This is a genomic window from Cellulomonas sp. Leaf334, from assembly GCF_001424195.1.
Classification (GTDB): domain Bacteria; phylum Actinomycetota; class Actinomycetes; order Actinomycetales; family Cellulomonadaceae; genus Cellulomonas.
The window spans coordinates 21,690-38,128 of the sequence record NZ_LMOO01000005.1 but is presented as its reverse complement, the minus strand read 5'-3'; the positions used below and the strand labels follow the sequence as shown (position 1 = coordinate 38,128).

Annotated in this window: 13 protein-coding genes; 3 read left to right on the top strand and 10 right to left on the bottom strand. The window is 71.5% G+C overall.

Annotated features, from left to right (window positions below):
- The first annotated feature begins 82 nt into the window (after window positions 1-82).
- Entirely contained in the window at window positions 83-1,009 is a 927-nt protein-coding gene (locus ASF78_RS10625) for an NADP-dependent oxidoreductase (protein WP_056588718.1), read from the top strand.
- A gap of 125 nt (window positions 1,010-1,134) precedes the next feature.
- Here the strand turns inward: ASF78_RS10625 and ASF78_RS10620 are convergent, their stop codons facing one another.
- Together ASF78_RS10620 and map are read right to left on the bottom strand one after the other, a co-directional pair.
- The gene (locus ASF78_RS10620) at window positions 1,135-2,652 is read right to left on the bottom strand and encodes a CoA-acylating methylmalonate-semialdehyde dehydrogenase (RefSeq protein ID WP_056588715.1); all 1,518 of its coding nucleotides are present in this window, start codon (window positions 2,650-2,652) and stop codon (window positions 1,135-1,137) included.
- Window positions 2,653-2,886: 234 nt separating this feature from the next.
- The gene (gene map, locus ASF78_RS10615) at window positions 2,887-3,651 is read right to left on the bottom strand and encodes a type I methionyl aminopeptidase (RefSeq protein WP_082494981.1); all 765 of its coding nucleotides are present in this window, start codon (window positions 3,649-3,651) and stop codon (window positions 2,887-2,889) included.
- A gap of 377 nt (window positions 3,652-4,028) precedes the next feature.
- Here map and ASF78_RS10610 point away from each other — a divergent pair, with 377 nt between their 5' ends.
- Window positions 4,029-4,823, top strand: coding sequence for a DUF2510 domain-containing protein (locus ASF78_RS10610; protein ID WP_056588714.1), 795 nt, complete (start codon window positions 4,029-4,031; stop codon window positions 4,821-4,823).
- Window positions 4,824-4,837: 14 nt separating this feature from the next.
- On the opposite strand, the gene ASF78_RS10605 is transcribed toward ASF78_RS10610, so the two are convergent.
- From ASF78_RS10605 to aceA, 3 genes are all read right to left on the bottom strand, one after another.
- Window positions 4,838-5,617, bottom strand: a complete 780-nt coding sequence (locus ASF78_RS10605) for an SDR family oxidoreductase (RefSeq protein WP_056590700.1) — start codon at window positions 5,615-5,617, stop codon at window positions 4,838-4,840.
- Between the two features lie 243 nt (window positions 5,618-5,860).
- Window positions 5,861-7,504: a malate synthase A gene (gene aceB, locus ASF78_RS10600; RefSeq protein WP_056588711.1), complete on the bottom strand. Its 1,644-nt coding sequence runs from the start codon at window positions 7,502-7,504 to the stop codon at window positions 5,861-5,863.
- A 39-nt stretch (window positions 7,505-7,543) separates the two neighbouring features.
- A complete protein-coding gene (gene aceA / locus ASF78_RS10595; protein ID WP_082495073.1) occupies window positions 7,544-8,842 on the bottom strand; it encodes an isocitrate lyase in 1,299 nt (432 codons plus the stop codon).
- A 150-nt stretch (window positions 8,843-8,992) separates the two neighbouring features.
- Between aceA and ASF78_RS10590 the strand changes: the two genes are divergently transcribed.
- Window positions 8,993-10,447, top strand: coding sequence for a helix-turn-helix transcriptional regulator (locus ASF78_RS10590; RefSeq protein WP_082495072.1), 1,455 nt, complete (start codon window positions 8,993-8,995; stop codon window positions 10,445-10,447).
- Window positions 10,448-10,462: 15 nt separating this feature from the next.
- Here ASF78_RS10590 and ASF78_RS10585 read toward each other — a convergent pair whose 3' ends face one another.
- The 5 genes from ASF78_RS10585 to aepX are packed head-to-tail and all read right to left on the bottom strand — an operon-like array spanning window position 10,463 to window position 16,427.
- Window positions 10,463-11,233: a trans-aconitate 2-methyltransferase gene (locus tag ASF78_RS10585; protein ID WP_056588701.1), complete on the bottom strand. Its 771-nt coding sequence runs from the start codon at window positions 11,231-11,233 to the stop codon at window positions 10,463-10,465.
- A complete protein-coding gene (locus ASF78_RS10580) occupies window positions 11,230-11,742 on the bottom strand; it encodes a hypothetical protein (protein WP_056588698.1) in 513 nt (170 codons plus the stop codon). The genes ASF78_RS10585 and ASF78_RS10580 overlap by 4 nt, the downstream gene beginning before the upstream one ends.
- The gene (locus ASF78_RS10575) at window positions 11,739-12,974 is read right to left on the bottom strand and encodes an aconitase/3-isopropylmalate dehydratase large subunit family protein (protein WP_056588695.1); all 1,236 of its coding nucleotides are present in this window, start codon (window positions 12,972-12,974) and stop codon (window positions 11,739-11,741) included. The genes ASF78_RS10580 and ASF78_RS10575 overlap by 4 nt, the downstream gene beginning before the upstream one ends.
- Before the next feature lies 1 nt (window position 12,975).
- On the bottom strand, window positions 12,976-15,513 hold the full coding sequence (locus ASF78_RS22775; RefSeq protein WP_200940583.1) for an NtaA/DmoA family FMN-dependent monooxygenase: 2,538 nt from the start codon (window positions 15,511-15,513) through the stop codon (window positions 12,976-12,978).
- Window positions 15,510-16,427: a phosphoenolpyruvate mutase gene (aepX, locus tag ASF78_RS10560; protein WP_056588554.1), complete on the bottom strand. Its 918-nt coding sequence runs from the start codon at window positions 16,425-16,427 to the stop codon at window positions 15,510-15,512. The genes ASF78_RS22775 and aepX overlap by 4 nt, the downstream gene beginning before the upstream one ends.
- Window positions 16,428-16,439 lie beyond the last annotated feature (12 nt).

The window sequence follows — 16,439 nt, the reverse complement described above, 5'->3', positions numbered from 1 at the left end:
GCCAGATGAACGGCGGTCGGCGGCGAGGTGACGTTTGCCACGACGGGAAACAACACGCGCGGTCGCCTGGTTGTCGCCAGGTATGCGAGCAATCACCTACAACCGCTACGGCGGCTCCGACGTCCTCGAGCTCACCGAGCAGCCCACCCCGAAGGTCGGCCCCGACAGCGTGCTGGTCCGCGTGCGCGCCGCCTCGGTCAACCCCGTCGACTGGAAGGTCCGCGCCGGGTACCTCGACGCCGTCATGGACGTGACCTTCCCCGTCGTGCCGGGCTGGGACGTGGCCGGTGTCGTCGAGCGCGTCGGCCTGGACACCCCCGAGCTCCAGGTGGGCGACGAGGTCTACGGGTACGTCCGTCGCGACTGGGTGCAGGGCGGCACGTTCGCCGAGTTCGTCGCCGCGCCCGTGCGGACCCTCGCGCGCAAGCCCGCCTCACTGTCGTTCGAGGAGGCCGCCGCGGTGCCGCTGGCCGGTCTCACCGCGTACCAGACGATCCTGCGCGCAGGTGTCACGGACGGGCAGACCGTCCTCGTGCACGCCGCAGCCGGCGGCGTCGGGGCGTTCGCCGTGCAGATCGCCCGCACGCTCGGCGCCCGCGTCATCGGCACCGCATCGGCGCGGAACCACGAGTACCTGCGCGGGCTCGGTGCGGAGCCGGTCGAGTACGGCGACGGGCTGGTCGACCGCGTGCGTGCCCTCGCCCCCGAGGGTGTCGACGTGATCCTCGACTTCGGCGGGGACGACCTCGTCGCGACGTCGAAGGCCCTCCTCGCCGACGGCGGCACCGTCGCGTCGATCGTCGACGCCGCCGCCCGCGACGAGCTGGGCGGCCACTACGTGTGGGTCCGCCCCGACACGGCGGACCTCGACGCCCTCACGGCCCTGCTCGACGCCGGCACGCTGACGGTGGACGTCGCCGAGGTCTTCGACCTGGCCGACGCAGCCGCCGCCCACGACGCGAGCGCGACGGGTCACACCCGCGGCAAGATCGTCGTCCGCGTCCCCTGACCTGGCGGCACGCAACGTCCGCACTCCCACGGGTTCCAGCGCCCACGAGTGCGGACGCAAGCACCGCCCTCCGATCAACGTCCGCACTCCTGTGGGGTTCAACCCCTAGGAGTGCGGACGTTGCGTCAGTGGGACGTCGTGCGGCCGAAGTGGAACTTTGCCGACGCCGGGCTGCTCGGCCAGCGGCTCGTGACGACCTTGCCGCGCGTGTAGAAGCGCACCGACTCCGGGCCGTAGATGTGGCTCTCGCCGAACAGCGAGTTCTTCCAGCCGCCGAACGAGTGCCACCCGACGGGCACGGGGATCGGCACGTTGATGCCGATCATGCCGACGTTCACGGCACGCTGGAACGTGCGTGCCGCGTCGCCGGAGGCCGTGAAGATCGCCGTGCCGTTGCCGTACGGGTTCTCGTTGACCAGGGCGATCGCCTCCGCGAGGTCCGCCGCCCGGATCACGACGAGCACCGGACCGAAGATCTCCTCGGCGTACGCGCGCATGTCCGTCGTGACGCCGTCGAGGATGGTGGGGCCGACGAAGAACCCGTCCTCGTGACCGGTCACCGTGTGACCGCGACCGTCGACCGGTGCCGACGCGCCGCTGTCGACGGCGTCCGTGACGATCTCCTCGATGCGCAGCTGCGACGCGCGCGTGATGACCGGGCCCATGTCGGAGTCCGGGTCGTTCCCCGGTGCGACGCGGACCTTCTGCGCCGCGGCGGTGAGGCGTTCCAGCAGGGCGTCGGCGACGTCGTCGACGACCACCGCCACGGAGATCGCCATGCAGCGCTCCCCGGCTGCCCCGAACGCCGCACCGGTCAGGTGCGTCGCGGCGAGGTCCAGGTCCGCGTCGGCGAGCACGACCGCGTGGTTCTTCGCGCCGCCGAGGGCCTGCACCCGCTTGCCGTGCGCGGTCGCCGTCGCGTGCACGTGCTGCGCGATCGGCGTCGACCCGACGAACGACACGGCCGCGATGTCGGGGTGGGTGAGGAGCGCGTCGACGGCCACCCGGTCTCCCTGCACCACGGAGAACACCCCGTCGGGAAGCCCGGCGGCCTTCCACATGCGGGCCAGGAACAGGCTTGCCGACGGGTCACGCTCCGACGGCTTCAGGACGAACGCGTTGCCCGTCGCGATCGCCATCGGCGCCATCCACAGCGGCACCATCGCGGGGAAGTTGAACGGGGTGATCCCGGCGACGACCCCCAGCGGCTCCCGGAACGAGAACACGTCGACGCCCGTGGCCGCCTGGTCGGTGTACTCGCCCTTGAGCAGCTGCGGCATCCCGCACGCGTACTCGATGACCTCCAGGCCGCGGGCGATCTCCCCGTGGCTGTCCGCCAGCACCTTGCCGTGCTCGGCCGTGATGATCGCCGCGAGCTCGTCGGTGTGCTGGACGATCTGCTCCCGCAGTGCGAACAGCACGGCGGTCCGCTTGGCGACGGGCTCCTGCGACCAGCTCTCCGCGGCCACGACGGCCGCCGCGACCGCGGCATCCACGTCCGCCTGCTCCGCGAGAAGGACCCGTCCAGTCACCTGCCCGGTCGCCGGATCGAACACGTCCTGCGTCCGCGACCCCTCGGGCGTCGTCACCTGCCCCCCGACGACGTGGCCGATGAGCGGAGCGGTGTCGACGAGCGCGGACATCAGAGGCCCTCTTTCCGTGCGTGATCCGACGGCATTGCCGGATCGAGCCAATCTAAGTCCGCCGTCAAGAACAACCAACGTCCGCACTCGTCAGCCCTGGAACCCGCACGAGCGCGGACATCCTGGCGAGGAGTCACGCAGCGTCCGCACTCGTGCGCGCTGGGACCTCATCGAGTGCGGACGTCCGAGGATGTGGCTGCTCCGGCGACCACTTCCTCGGACGTTGCGGTGGGGTCAGTCGCGGGCTGTCAGGACGAGCGGGCCGTCCGGGGTGATCGCGACGGTGTGCTCCGCGTGCGCTGCCAGCGAGCCGTCGGCGGTGCGGATGGTCCAGCCGTCGTCGTCGATCGTGTAGCCGTCGCCGCCCGCCATGAACCAGGGCTCGATCGCGATGACCAGGCCCGTCTTCAGCTTCAGCCCGGTGCCGGGACGGCCGAGGTTGGGGACGTGCGGGTCCTCGTGCATGGTCCGGCCGACGCCGTGACCCCCGAAGTCGGCGTTGATCCCGTACCCGCCCGCGCGGCCGACGGTGCCGATGGCCGACGAGACGTCTCCCATCCGGGCGCCCGGACGGGCGGCGGCGATGCCGGCGGCCAGGGCACGCTCGGTGGTCTCGATGAGCTTCTGGACGGTGGGGTCCTGCGTCCCGATCTGGAACGTGAGCGCCGAGTCGGCCACCCAGCCCTGCACCTGCGCGGCGAAGTCGATGCTCAGCACGTCGCCGTCGACGAGCACGTGGTCCGACGGCAGACCGTGCAGGGCCGCGTCGTTCACGGAGGTGCACAGCACGCCCGGGTACGGCATCGCGCCGAACGACGGGTGGTAGCCCAGGTAGACGGAGTGCGCACCGGCCGCATCGATCATCTGGTGCGCGTGGGTGTCCAGCTGCTTGAGCGTCATCCCCTCGCGGGCGACGTCACGCAAGGAGGACAGCACGCCGGCGACGAACTTCCCGGCGGGGCGCATCTGGTTGATCTGAGCAGGGTTCTTGAGGGCCACTGCTCCACCCTGCCACGAGATGGGCAGGCAACAGCCCGTGGGCCGGACCTCCGAGGAGGCCCTGCCGCGAAGGACGAGGTCGCGGCTCCCACGGGCTGCGGTGACTGCCATGGATTCGCTCGCCGGTCCGGGTGGGCCTGCGGGCGGATCGTGTGTGCAATCCGTCCGAGTACTTTCGGGCGACTAGCGGACAGTCACCTCACGCGTCCTGGAATAGAACATGTCCTGGACCACCTCCTTCCCGTGTCCGACGACCGTACGTCCGGTCCGCGCGGAGCGCCAAGGGGTTTTCCGACCGACCGGGGGCGCGGTCAAGGTCGTGCGCCGAGGTGCCGATGGGGTGAGGACCGAAGAACGGCACGACGACTGGAGCACCCGTGACCGCGCCCACGACAGGGAACCCCCCAGCGGGCTGGTACACCGACCCGGCCGGCTCGGGCGGTGAGCGCTGGTTCGACGGCGCCGGCTGGACCGAGCACGTGCAGGCGCCACCGCCAGCTGCACCTGCGGTCCCGACCCAGCTCACCCCGGAACCCGGGTTCACCGGCCTGCCCGCGGCGACCGCGGCGGGGGGCTACGGATACTCGGCGCCCGACCCGCGGTTCGGGTCCGCAGCACCGGCCGCCACGAGCACCGGCTGGATCCAGCCCGTCGAGGACCACTACCTGGTCAACACGGCCGCGAACCTGGGCGACGGCAAGAACACCCCCGCACGGGTGGCCCTCGTCGTCTCGGTCCTCGCCATGCTCGGCGTGCCGATCGCCGGCATCGCGGGGATCGTGCTGGCGATCGTCGGGCTGAAGCGCGCGACGAGGCTCGAGTCCGCCGGCTGGGCGCCCAGGGGCCGGGGCCGGGCTCGCTGGGCGCTGGGTCTGTCGATCGTCGGCCTCGTGATCAGCAGCCTCCTCGTCGCCTTCGCGGTCCGCGGCGCGTTGGAGGAGGCGCAGGTCCCGTCGGCCGCGACCCTCGACACGTCCGCGATGGAGATCGAGATCGCCGCCGGGGTGGCCGAGCAGGCGGGGGTGGCGGTGTCGGTGCAGTGCCCCGACACGGTCGTCACCGGGGCGGCGACCTCGTTCCAGTGCGTCGCCGTCGACGCATCGGGCGTACCGACGACCGTGATCGTGCAGGTCACGGACGCGGCAGGCAGCTGGAGCTGGCAGGTCGGCTGACCCTCCCGGTCCGGTCAGTGCGACCGGGTCTGCGCCCACTCCGCGAACGTCAGGCGCCCGGTCGCGTGCCCGGGGGTCAGGTGGTGGCCGTGCCGGAACCCGCTCAGCGGACCGGGGAACGGCACGGTCCACACCGGCCGGCGCCGACCTCGCGCCGCGAGGTACGTGCGCATGAGCTCGGTCACGGTGAGCACCTGGGGTCCGCCGAGGTCCTCGACGCGACCCGACGGACCCGCGTCGACGAGCTGGACGAGCCGGGACGCGACCTCGCGGACGTCGACGGGCTGGTCGCTCATCCCCGCCGGGGCCAGCGCGACCGGCCCGCGCGAGAGGTAGTCGAGCATGGTCGCGACGAAGTCGTGGAACTGCGTGGCGCGCAGGATCGTCCACGGCACGCCGCCGTCCTCGACGATCTCCTCGACCCGGTGCTTCGCCTTGTAGTACGCGTACGGGACGCGGTCGACGCCGACGATCGAGACGTAGACGAGGTGCGGGGCGGCCGCTGCCCGCGCGGCGAGGAGCAGCTGCACCGCGGCGTCGAGGTCGTCGTCGGGCTTGCGGGGGTCGGACGCGCAGTGCACGACCGCGCTCACCCCGGTCACCGCCTCGGGCAGCCCGTCGCCGGCGAGCAGGTCGCCGACCACCCACTGCGCCTCGGCCGGTGCGGCCGGTGAGCGTTCTCGCCGGCTGAGCACACGGACCGGTCGACCGGCGTCGAGGAGGGTGTGCACGAGGGCACGGCCGAGAGTGCCGGTTCCGCCGGTGACCAGGACGGGGCGTACGTCGTCAACCATCCGGACATCCTGGCGCACGGTCCGCACAGCCGACGAGGCTTCGTCGGACATCTCTCGCCCATCCTCCGACGGCGTCGGTCCGTGTCCGACCCAGCCGCAGCTGTGACAGGAGTGATCATCTGGTGCGCGTCCGCGCCTCAGGGGTCACTTCTGTCGCAGGTGCGGCCGGATCGAGCACCCGGCTGCGCCCGCGACGTGGCCCGGGCCGGACGGCGACCCGGGCCACGTCGTCCTCGAGTGCGGTCAGACGCGCGCGACCAGGAACTGCGTGTACGCCGGGACGGTGAGGAACGTCGGGAAGTCCTCCGCCAGGGCGACCTGCCGGAACAGGTCGGCCGCGTCGTCGTACCGGTCGTCGGCGGTGCGCGGCAGGTCGGCCAGCACCTCCTTGAGCACCTGCTCGACCCGGGCGGCGTCGATGCGGGTGCCCTCGGCGGTGACGACCCCCTGGTGCACCCACTGCCACACCTGCGACCGTGAGATCTCGGCCGTGGCGGCGTCCTCCATGAGGTGGTCGATGGCCACCGCGCCGATGCCCCGCAGCCACGCCTCGAGGTACCGGACGCCCACCGAGACGTTGCCGCGCAGGCCGCCGTCGGTGACGGCCCCGGGCTCGCCGCCGCCGGCCGACGGGATGTCGAGCAGGTCCGCGGCGGTCACGTGCACGTCCTCACGCAGCCGGTGACGCTGGTCGACGCGGTCGCCGAGCGCCTCGTCGAAGACCTCCCGGGCGACGGGCACCAGGTCGGGGTGAGCCACCCACGTGCCGTCGTACCCCTGCCCGGCCTCCCGCTGCTTGTCCGCCCTGACCTGCGCGAGCGCGGCGGAGGTGACCTCCGGGTCCCGACGGTCGGGGATGAACGCGCTCATGCCGCCGATGGCCTGCGCGCCCCGCTTGTGGCAGGTGGCGACGAGCAGCTCGGTGTACGCCCTCATGAACGGCACGGTCATCGTGACGCTGCTGCGGTCCGGCAGGACGAACCGGGGTCCGCGAGCGCGGAAGTTCTTGATGACGCTGAAGATGTAGTCCCAGCGGCCGGCGTTCAGCCCGGCGCAGTGGTCGCGCAGCTCGTAGAGGATCTCCTCCATCTCGAACGCGGCCGTGATGGTCTCGATGAGGACGGTCGCGCGGATCGTCCCGTACCGCAGGCCCAGGTAGGTCTCGGTGAACCGGAAGACCTCGTCCCAGAGGCGTGCCTCCAGGTGACCTTCCAGCTTGGGCAGGTAGAGGTACGGTCCGCGACCGGAGTCGATGAGGGCGCGGGCGTTGTGGAAGAGGTACAGCCCGGCGTCGACGAGGCTCGCGGACGCCGCGCAGTTCTGGCCGGCGCGGTCGGTGAACTCCAGGTGCTTCTCGGTCAGGTGCCAGCCGCGCGGCCGGAACACGATCGTCGGGGTGACCGACCCGACCGTGTACTCCTTGCCCTCGGGCGAGGTGAAGTCGATCTGACCGCGGATGGCGTCGAACAGCGAGTGCTGCCCGCCGACGACGTTGGTCCAGGTCGGGCTGGTGGCGTCCTCCATGTCCGCGAGCCAGACCTTCGCGCCGGAGTTGAGCGCGTTAATCGTCATCTTGCGGTCGGTGGGGCCGGTGATCTCGACGCGACGGTCCTCCAGGCCGGGTCCGGGACCGGCGACGCGCCAGCTCGGGTCCGCCCGGATGCCTGCGGTCAGCGGCTGGAAGTCGGGGTCGGCGCCGTTGGAGAACCGGGTCCGGCGGTGCTGGCGGCCCAGCAGCAGGTCGTGGCGCCGGCCGGAGAACCGGACGTGCAGGTCGGTGAGGAAGTCGATGGCCTCGGACGTGAGGATCTGGTCCGTCCCCGGGACGTCGGGTCCGGTCAGCTCCAGACGAGGTCGGGTGGTCGGGGGTGCACTGGTGATGGTCATGAGAGGTGCTCCTGGTTCTGATGCGGCGCCGCCGCAGGGTCAGTGGGTGAACTGGGCGGTCTCGGTCGAGCCGGCGAGCGCGAGGGTGGCGCTGTCGGGACTGATCGCGGTGGCGACGCGGTCGAAGTAGCCGGTGCCGACCTCGCGCTGGTGGCGCGTGGCCGTGTAGCCGTCGGACTCGGAGGCGATCTCGGCCTCCTGCAGCTCGACGTACGCGCTCATGCCGCGCTCGGCGTAGCCGCGGGCGAGGTCGAACATCGAGTGGTTGAGGGCGTGGAACCCGGCGAGGGTGATGAACTGGAAGACGTACCCGTGACCGGCGAGCTCCCGCTGGAAGCGCGCGATCTGCAGGTCGTCCAGCTGTGAGCGCCAGTGGAACGACGGCGAGCAGTTGTAGGCCAGGAGCTTGCCGGGGAACCGGTCATGCAGACGCTCGGCGAACTCGATCGCGGCGGCGACGTCGGGGGTCGACGTCTCCACCCAGATGAGGTCGGAGTGCGGCGCGTACGCCTCGGCACGCGCGACGACGGGGTCGAGCCCTGGGCGCACCCGGTAGTAGCCCTCGGCGGTCCGCTCGCCGGTGAGGAACGGCTCGTCGCGGGGGTCGATGTCACTCGTGAGCAGGTCTGCTCCGAGGGCGTCGGTCCGCGCGACGATCACGGAAGGCACCCCCGCGACGTCGGCCGCGAGCCGTGCCGCGGACAGCGTCCGGACGTGCTGCGACGTCGGGACGAGCACCTTGCCGCCCAGGTGGCCGCACTTCTTCTCGGCCGCGAGCTGGTCCTCCCAGTGCACGCCCGCCGCGCCGGCGCTGATCATCGAGTGCATGAGCTCGTAGGCGTTCAGCGGGCCTCCGAAGCCGGCCTCGGCGTCGGCGACGATCGGCGCCAGCCACTCGCGGGTGCGTCGGCCCGTCTCCGCGAACTCGATCTGGTCGGCGCGCAGGAGGGCGTTGTTGATCCGACGGACCACCGCGGGCACCGAGTTCACCGGGTAGAGCGACTGGTCGGGGTAGGTCTGGCCGGACAGGTTGGCGTCGGCGGCCACCTGCCACCCGGACAGGTAGATCGCCTCGAGCCCGGCGCGGACCTGCTGCACGGCCTGGTTGCCGGTCAGCGCACCCAGCGCCGGCACCAGGGTGCGGGAGTGCAGGAGCTGCCAGAGCCGCTCGGCGCCGCGCTGCGCGAGGGTGCTCTCCTCGCGGACCGACCCCCGGAGGGCGACGACGTCCTCGGCGGTGTGGGTGCGGCGGATGCCGGCCCACCGCGCGTCGAGGTCCCAGCTCGCCGCGAGCTCGGCCGCGGTCTCGGTCTGGTCGCCGTGCCTGTACGTGCTCATCGTGTCCTCCGTCATTGGGGCGTTCTTCTCGGCCCTTCGGCCTGACCTCCACGTTCCTCGGTGTTCGGCAGTTCTTCTCACGCAAAGTCCGCAGAAGATCGGCAATCCTTCTCCTGGACAGAAGCGCAGGCTCGGGCGATGGTGGACGGCATGACGACGACGGCCAACGGCGGCCTGGACACGCTGGTGCTGGGACGACGGATCCGGCACCTGCGCACGGGCCGGAACATGACGCTCGACGACCTCGGTGCGGCGATCGGTCGCGCGCCCTCGCAGGTGTCGATGCTGGAGAACGGTCACCGCGAGCCCAAGCTGTCGCTGCTCGCGCAGGTGGCGGAGGCGCTCGACGTCCCGCTGTCCGAGCTGCTGCGCACCGAACCGCCGACGCGCCGGGCCGCGCTGGAGGTCGAGCTCGAGCGAGCGCAGCGGGGACCCCTTTTCGCGTCGCTGGGCGTCTCACCCGTGAAGGTCGGCCGGTCCCTGCCCGCCGACGCGCTCGAGGCCCTGGTCCGCCTGCAGGCCGAGATCCAGCGCCTCCTCATGGAGAACGCCGCCACCCCGGAGGAGGCCCGTCGCGCCAATGCCGAGCTCCGGATCCGGATGCGCGCACAGGACAACTACTTCCCGGAGCTGGAGGCGCACGCCCGCACGCTGCTCACCGCGATCGACCACCCCGGCGGTCCCCTGTCCCAGCGCGCGACCGCGGACATCGCCGCGCACCTGGGCTTCGGCCTGCACTACGTGCCCGACCTGCCGCACTCCACCCGGTCGGTCACCGACCTCGCGCACGGCCGCATCTACCTCCCCCAGGGCAACCCCGGCACCAGCGACGCCCGCTCACCCCTGCTCCAGGCCATCGCCAGCCACGTGCTCGGCCACGCCGAGCCGAAGGACTACGGCGACTTCCTGCGTCAGCGCGTCGAGGCCAACTACCTGGCTGCCGCGATGATGCTGCCCGAGGACGGCGCCGTGCCGTTCCTCCAGGAGGCGAAGGCCGAGCGCCGGCTGTCGGTGGAGGACCTGCGCGACGCCTTCGCCGTGCCCTACGAGACGGCCGCCCACCGGTTCACCAACCTGGCGACGCGCCACCTGGGCATCCCCGTGCACTTCATGAAGGTCCACGAGGGCGGCACCCTGCATAAGGCGTACGAGAACGACGGCGTGAAGTTTCCCGCCGACCCGCTGGGCGCCATCGAGGGGCAGCCCGTCTGCCGGCAGTGGACCGCGCGCGTGGTCTTCACGCTGCCCGACCGGTTCACGCCGTACTACCAGTACACCGACACGTCGTCGGGCACGTACTGGTGCACGAGCCGCGTGCAGCCGTCGTCACAGGGCGCGTTCTCCGTCTCCGTCGGCGTGCCGTTCGCGCACGTCCGCTGGTTCCGCGGCCGCGAGACCACCGAGCGTGCGGCGTCGAGGTGCCCCGACCCGATGTGCTGCCGCCAGCCCCCGACCGAGCTCGCCGAGCGCTGGTCCGACAAGTCCTGGCCGAGCGCCCGCCCGCACGCGTCCCTCCTGGCTGCGCTGCCGGTGGGGGTGTTCCCCGGCGTGGACACCACGGAGGTCTACAGGTTCCTGGACCGGCACGCGCCGACGCAGCCCTGATGTTCCACGGGCCGGTCAGCCGGCGCGCAACCCCAGGTACAGCTCGGAGCGGTAGAGCAGCGCGAGCTGGCCGCCCTGCGCGTGCTCCGCCGACAGCTCGGCGACGCGATCCAGGAACCCGGGGCCCTCCGCCGCGACCGCACGCTGCACCTGGGTGGACGACGACGACATCTGCACGAACTCCTGAACACCCATCGGACGCGTCCAGCCGACCACCGAGGTCTCCACCCGACCACCGCGGGGCTCCACCTGCGCCGCCAGCTCCGCGGCGACGTCGAAGTCGCGGTACGCGCGCGAGTACCCCGGGCTGAACGTCTCGAGGAGGTCCTCGTAGGCACCCAGGAACTCGCTGCCGTCGTGGTCACGGTTGTTCTGGACGATCGCGAGCACACCGTCGGACGTCAGGGCATCCAGGCTGGCGCGCACGAAACGCTCGCGCTCCATCCACTGGTAGGCCTGCGCGGCGATGACCAGCTCGACGCGGTGGTCGAGGCCCTCGAGGTACGGCTCCGCGGTGCCGACCGCCCAGTCGACCGTCGGGAACGCCGCCCGACCGGCGTCGACCATCCCGGCGGACACGTCGACCGCGAGATAACGGTGCGCGTCGCCGAGCAGCGGGATCAGCCCTTCGAGAGCGATCCCCGTGCCGGCGCCGGCGTCGACGACCGTCAGCGGCGACCGCGCCGGCAGGTGCTCGACGATCTGCGCCAGCAGCGCGGCAGGGTAGCGGGGACGGCTCGCGTGGTAGTCGGTCGCCAGGTCGTCGAACTTCTGCTTCGTCGTCATGCCTGCATCCTTCCGTCAGTTCCTGCCGGTGCACCTCGGTCCCGGAGCACCATCGCCAGGAGCCCGCCTGCTCCCACCATGTCGATCATCAGCGGCGCGGGCGAGGCGAAGCGCACAACTTCGTCACCCACGACAACCGTCCCCGTCTGCAGACTCACGTCGAGCTGGCCGGCGGTGACGAGCGAGGCGGTCTCCAGCTCGATCGCGGGCAGGCCAAGGTTCCAACAGTTGCGGTAGAAGATCCGGCCGAACGACGGGGCGACGACGAGCCGGACACCGCAACCGAGCAACGCGGAGACCGCCTGCTCGCGCGAGCTGCCGATGCCGAACGTCGAGTCCCCGACCACGGCGTCGCCGGTCTCGAACTGCGCCGCCAGACCCGGGAACCGGTGCTCGAACACGTGCGGTGCCAGCTCGTCGGGGTCGGTGTACATGTGCTTGTACCGGGCGGGGATGATGTCGTCGGTCGAGATCACCCCGGAGACGGGCACGACGCGGTAGATGCTCATCCGGGCAGGTCCTCCCTCGTCGGGAACCGTCCCAGGAGGGCCGCGGTCGCTGCCACGAGGGGCGACGACAGGTGGATGCCGGCGTCCGGGTTGCCCATCCGGCCCTTGAAGTTCCGGTTCATCGTCGTCAGGACGGTGCTGCCCGACGCCGGCACGGACCCCTGGGTCCCCACGCACGCCCCGCAGCCTGGCGGGGTCACGATCGCGCCGGCCTCGACGAGGGTGGCGACGTACCCCGCCGAGATCGCGTCGAGGTAGGTCTGGCGCGACCCGGGCGTGACCACGAAGTGCACCGACGGCGCCACGCGGTGCCCCTCGACCAGGCCGGCGATCTCGGCGATGTCCTCGAGCCGCCCGTTCGTGCACGTGCCGACGAACACGTAGTCGACGGGCCGCCCTCCGAGCTCGTCGACGGGGACGGAGCCGTGCGGCGAGTGCGGCAACGAGACCATCGGCGACAACGTCGACACGTCCAGCTCGAGGACGCGGTCACCGGGACCGGCCGCGGTCGGGACCAGGCCCTCAGGGGAGCCCGGACGCGGCGGCAGGAAGACGCACTTCGCTCCCATCTCGACGCCCATGCTCGCCACCGACGCCGCGGAGTCCTCGCTCAGCGACTCCACCCACGGACCCGTCCACTGCACGGACCTGTACAGGAAGGCGTCCATCCCGAAGCGGCGCAGCACCTCGAGGAGGACGTCCTTGGGTCGCACGGACGCGTGCGGCGTCCCAGACACGTGCAGCCACACGGTGTCGGGCACCTTGAGCCACGTCCGGCCGGTCACCATGGCGGCCGCGATGTCCGTGGCGCCCATCCCCAGGGCCAGCGACTGGAGCGCTCCGCCGACGCACGTGTGGGAGTCGGAGCCGAGAACCACGTTCCCCGGGACGTACCAGCCCTCCTCGAGCGCGACAAGGTGGCTGATCCCCGCGCCGCGACCGAAGACCTGGACCCCGAGCTCTCGCGCGAACCGTTCCGCCTCGCCGATGCGGTCGGCCATCTCGCGGTTGGGGACGAGGACCGTGTGGTCGAAGACGAACGCGACGCGCTCCGGGTCGAACACGGTCGACAGGCCGTGCTGGCGGTAGAGCCGGGCGATCGTCGGCGAGTTGCCGTCCTGGACGTAGACGCGGTCGACGTCGACGAACAGCAGCTCACCGACATCGACGGTGGCTCGGCCGGCACGTTCCGCGACGATCCGGTTCACCAACGGCGTGGGACGGGGTGCCATCTCAGACCGCGACCCGCACGCGCGCGCAGACCGACTCGTAGAGGTCGACCAGCTCGGGCGTGCTCACTGTGCTCCGGTTCCGGATCGCCAGCTCACGAACCTCGACGAGAAGCTCGTCCATCACCGACGGGTCGACGTCGACCCCGACCTCGTCCAGCGTGTGCCTGATCATGGCGCGTCCCGAGTGCTTGCCGATCAGGAGAAGACGCTCGCCGCCCACGAGCTCCGGCGGGAACGGCTCGAAGGTGCTCGACTCGCTCAGCATCCCGTTGGTGTGGATTCCCGACTCGTGGGCGAACACGTTCGACCCGACGATCGGCTGCCAGGGTGCGATCTGGTGGCCGCTGGCATCCGCGACGAGCCGGGAGACCGCACCGAGCGCCGTCAGGTCGATGCCGAGGTCCACGTCGTGGAACTGCCGCAGCGCGAGGACCGTCTGGGCGAGGTCCGGCATCCCAGCCCGCTCGCCGACGGCGTTGACCGTCACGTGGAAGTAGCGCGCACCCGCCCGGAGCCCTGCGAGGGTGTTCGCCACAGCGAGACCGAAGTCGTTGTGGCAGTGGGTCTGCAGATCGATGTCCGACGCCTCGACCACCGCGCGGACGCGGGCCGCATAGCCCTCGGGGTCGAGGATCCCCACCGTGTCCGAGAGTCGCAGCCGGTCGGCGCCGGCATCGCGCACGGCGACTGCGTACTCCTGCAGGAACCCGATCTCCGTGCGCCCCATGTCCTCCGCGCTGATGGACACGAAACATCCCTGGTCCTTCGCGAACTTGACCATGTCCTGCGCCGTCGACAGCAGCCACGCGCGGTCCTTCTTGACACTGTGCTGCAGGTGCAGCGAGGACGTCGGCAGGCCCAGGTGCACCACCCGGAACCCGAGCGACATCGTGTACCTCAGGTCGTCGAGCACACCCCGATTCCACCCGACCAGGTTCACCTCGTCGCGCCGCTCGAGCATGCGCTTCATCGCGGCGACGTCCTGGCCGCCCATGGCCGGGATGCCCGCCTCGATCCAGCGGACCCCCGCGTCCACGAGGGCATCGAAGATCGCGACCTTGGTGTCGGCCGAGAAGGCGACGCCGGGCGCCTGCTCGCCGTCCCGCAGGGTCGTGTCCTCGAGGATGAGGTCGTTGCGCATGTCGTCTCCTGACGTGGTCGTGACCGGTCCGGGCGATCGGTCGGTCGGTGGTCCCACGAGCGCCCTCGCGCTCGTGTGGCGATTGGTGGGACGGAGGAGGCCGAGCTTCTGCCGCAGCGTCCCCGGGCGGTAGGCACGCTTCGTCAGGCCCCTGTCCTGGAGCCGGGGTACGACGTGCTCCACGAAGTCGTCGAGGCAGTCCGGGAGCAGCGGTGGCATGACGTTGAAGCCGTCGGCCGCTCCCGCGTCGAACCACTCGGCCATCGTGTCGGCCACCTCGTCGTAGGTTCCGACGACGGTCAGGTGGCCACGGGAGACGGTCAGCCGCAAGTACAGCTGGCGGATCGTCAGGCCCTCGTCGTGCGCCATGCGCTCTATCAGCCTGCGCCTGCTCTGGTTGCCGTTGGACGGCGGGAGGTCCGGGAGCGGACCGTCGACGTCGTAGCCCCGCAGGTCCATCCCCCCGAGCAGGTCGCCGAGCATGCTGACCCCGAGCTCCGGGTGGATGAGCGCCTCGAGCTCGGCGAGCCGGGCGGAGGCCTTCGCCCGGGTCGCCGCCGCATAGGGGGAGATCCCCGGCAGGACGAGCGGGGGCCGGGCGCCGGGGCGCAGTCGTGCGGTACGGGCCCGCAGCCCGTCGGCGAAGGCCGTCGCGTCGGCCAGCGACCCCTGAGCCGTGAACACGAGGTCGGCCCCGCTCGCCGCCAGCCGGAGCCCGGCCTCGGACGACCCGGACTGGACGACGACCGGATGGCCCTGCGGCGGCCGGGCGACGTTGAGCTCGCCGGCCACGCTCACGTGCGTCCCGCGGAACGCCGCCGGGTGTCGCCTGTCGGGCCGGTAGTACATCCCGGCCGCCTTGTCGCGGACGATCGCGTCGTCCTCCCAGCTGTCCCACAGCCGGGTCACGACGTCCAGGTACTCGGCGGCCCGCTCGTACCGCAGACCGTGGTCAGCCTGCGACTCGAGCCCGAAGTTCAAGGCCGCCGCACCCTTCGAGGAGGTGACCAGGTTCCACCCCGCCCGTCCGCTGCTGAGGTGGTCGAGCGTCGCCATCTGCCGGGCGAGGTTGTAGGGCTCCGTGTAGCTCGTCGAGGCGGTGGCGACGAGGCCGAGGTCGGTCGTCGTCGCCGCGAGCGCGGCGAGCAGGGTCAGCGGCTCGAGCCCCACGACCCGCCCGCCGTAACCGGCCCGGTCGTCGTTGAAGACGGACGGGGTGTCCGCCAGGAACAGGAAGTCGAACAGCCCCCGCTCCGCGGTGCTCGCGAGGCGCGCGAAGTGCGCCAGCTGCGACGCACCCTCCGGCACGGCGTTCGGGTGACGCCACGCTGCCGCGTGGTGGCCCGCCGCGTACGAGAGGTACGCGCCGAGCACGAGCTCGCGACGACGGTCCGTCATGCCCCGACGGCCCTGCCGGACTCGACCTCGACCGTCAGGAGGTCCTTCAGGTCCGCGCACGCTGGCTCGACCTCGAGGGTCCTGTCGTGGTTCAGGATCTTGCGGGCGACGGCGTCCATCGCGCGCAACGACGCCCTCAGCATGTGGTTGGCATAGATGACGACGTTGAACCCGGCGGCACGCAGGTCCTCGGCGCGGATCGTGTTGTACGTGGTCGGGACCGCGACCAGCGGCACCGTCGGGTGCGCCGCACGGAAGAGTGCGGCGAACGCGAGGACCTCGCGGGGCGAGCTCTGCCGGCTGTGGATCATGACCGCGTCGGCCCCGGCGCTGACGTACGCGCTCGCCCGGTGCAGGGCGTCGTCCATGGGCATGCCGAGGATGAGGCTCTCGATGCGTGCCACGATCATGAACTCCGGCCGGGACTGGGCCGCCTTCCCCCGCGCGATCTTCTCCGAGAAGGCCTCGACCGTCTCCAGGAGCTGCGGCACGCTGGTGCCGAGCAGCGAGTTCTGCTTCAGCCCCGTCTTGTCCTCGATGACGACACCCGACACCCCGGCGCGTTCCAGGTCGCGCACGGTGTACTCGAAGTGCTCGACGCGACCACCGGTGTCACCGTCCATCAGCAGCGGCTTCGACGTGACAGCGAACATCTCCGCGATGCCCTGGAGCCGGCTCCGCATGCCGACCAGCTCGATGTCCGGGAGCCCGCGCCGCGCCGAGTCCGTCAGCGAGCTCGACCAGAAGCCGTCGAACTCGACGTGCCCGACCTCGGGCAGGACCGCCGTCGCGTTCTCCCCGACCATCGCCGAGAGCGGGTCGTGAGCCTCGAGGAGCCGGACGAAACCCTCGAGCTCGAGGCGTTCACGCAGACTCGCTCGTCTGACGTCGTGGGACACGCTCCGGACGATCATGGAAGCCTCCTT

Coding starts and splice junctions, on each gene's coding strand:
- ASF78_RS10625 (WP_056588718.1), top strand. CDS start 83: ATGCGAGCAATCACCTACAACCGCTACGGCGGCTCCGACGTCCTCGAG.
- ASF78_RS10620 (WP_056588715.1), bottom strand. CDS start 2,652: ATGTCCGCGCTCGTCGACACCGCTCCGCTCATCGGCCACGTCGTCGGG.
- ASF78_RS10605 (WP_056590700.1), bottom strand. CDS start 5,617: ATGGTTGACGACGTACGCCCCGTCCTGGTCACCGGCGGAACCGGCACT.
- aceB (WP_056588711.1), bottom strand. CDS start 7,504: ATGACCATCACCAGTGCACCCCCGACCACCCGACCTCGTCTGGAGCTG.
- aceA (WP_082495073.1), bottom strand. CDS start 8,842: ATGAGCACGTACAGGCACGGCGACCAGACCGAGACCGCGGCCGAGCTC.
- ASF78_RS10590 (WP_082495072.1), top strand. CDS start 8,993: ATGACGACGACGGCCAACGGCGGCCTGGACACGCTGGTGCTGGGACGA.
- ASF78_RS10585 (WP_056588701.1), bottom strand. CDS start 11,233: ATGACGACGAAGCAGAAGTTCGACGACCTGGCGACCGACTACCACGCG.
- ASF78_RS10580 (WP_056588698.1), bottom strand. CDS start 11,742: ATGAGCATCTACCGCGTCGTGCCCGTCTCCGGGGTGATCTCGACCGAC.
- ASF78_RS10575 (WP_056588695.1), bottom strand. CDS start 12,974: ATGGCACCCCGTCCCACGCCGTTGGTGAACCGGATCGTCGCGGAACGT.
- ASF78_RS22775 (WP_200940583.1), bottom strand. CDS start 15,513: ATGACGGACCGTCGTCGCGAGCTCGTGCTCGGCGCGTACCTCTCGTAC.
- aepX (WP_056588554.1), bottom strand. CDS start 16,427: ATGATCGTCCGGAGCGTGTCCCACGACGTCAGACGAGCGAGTCTGCGT.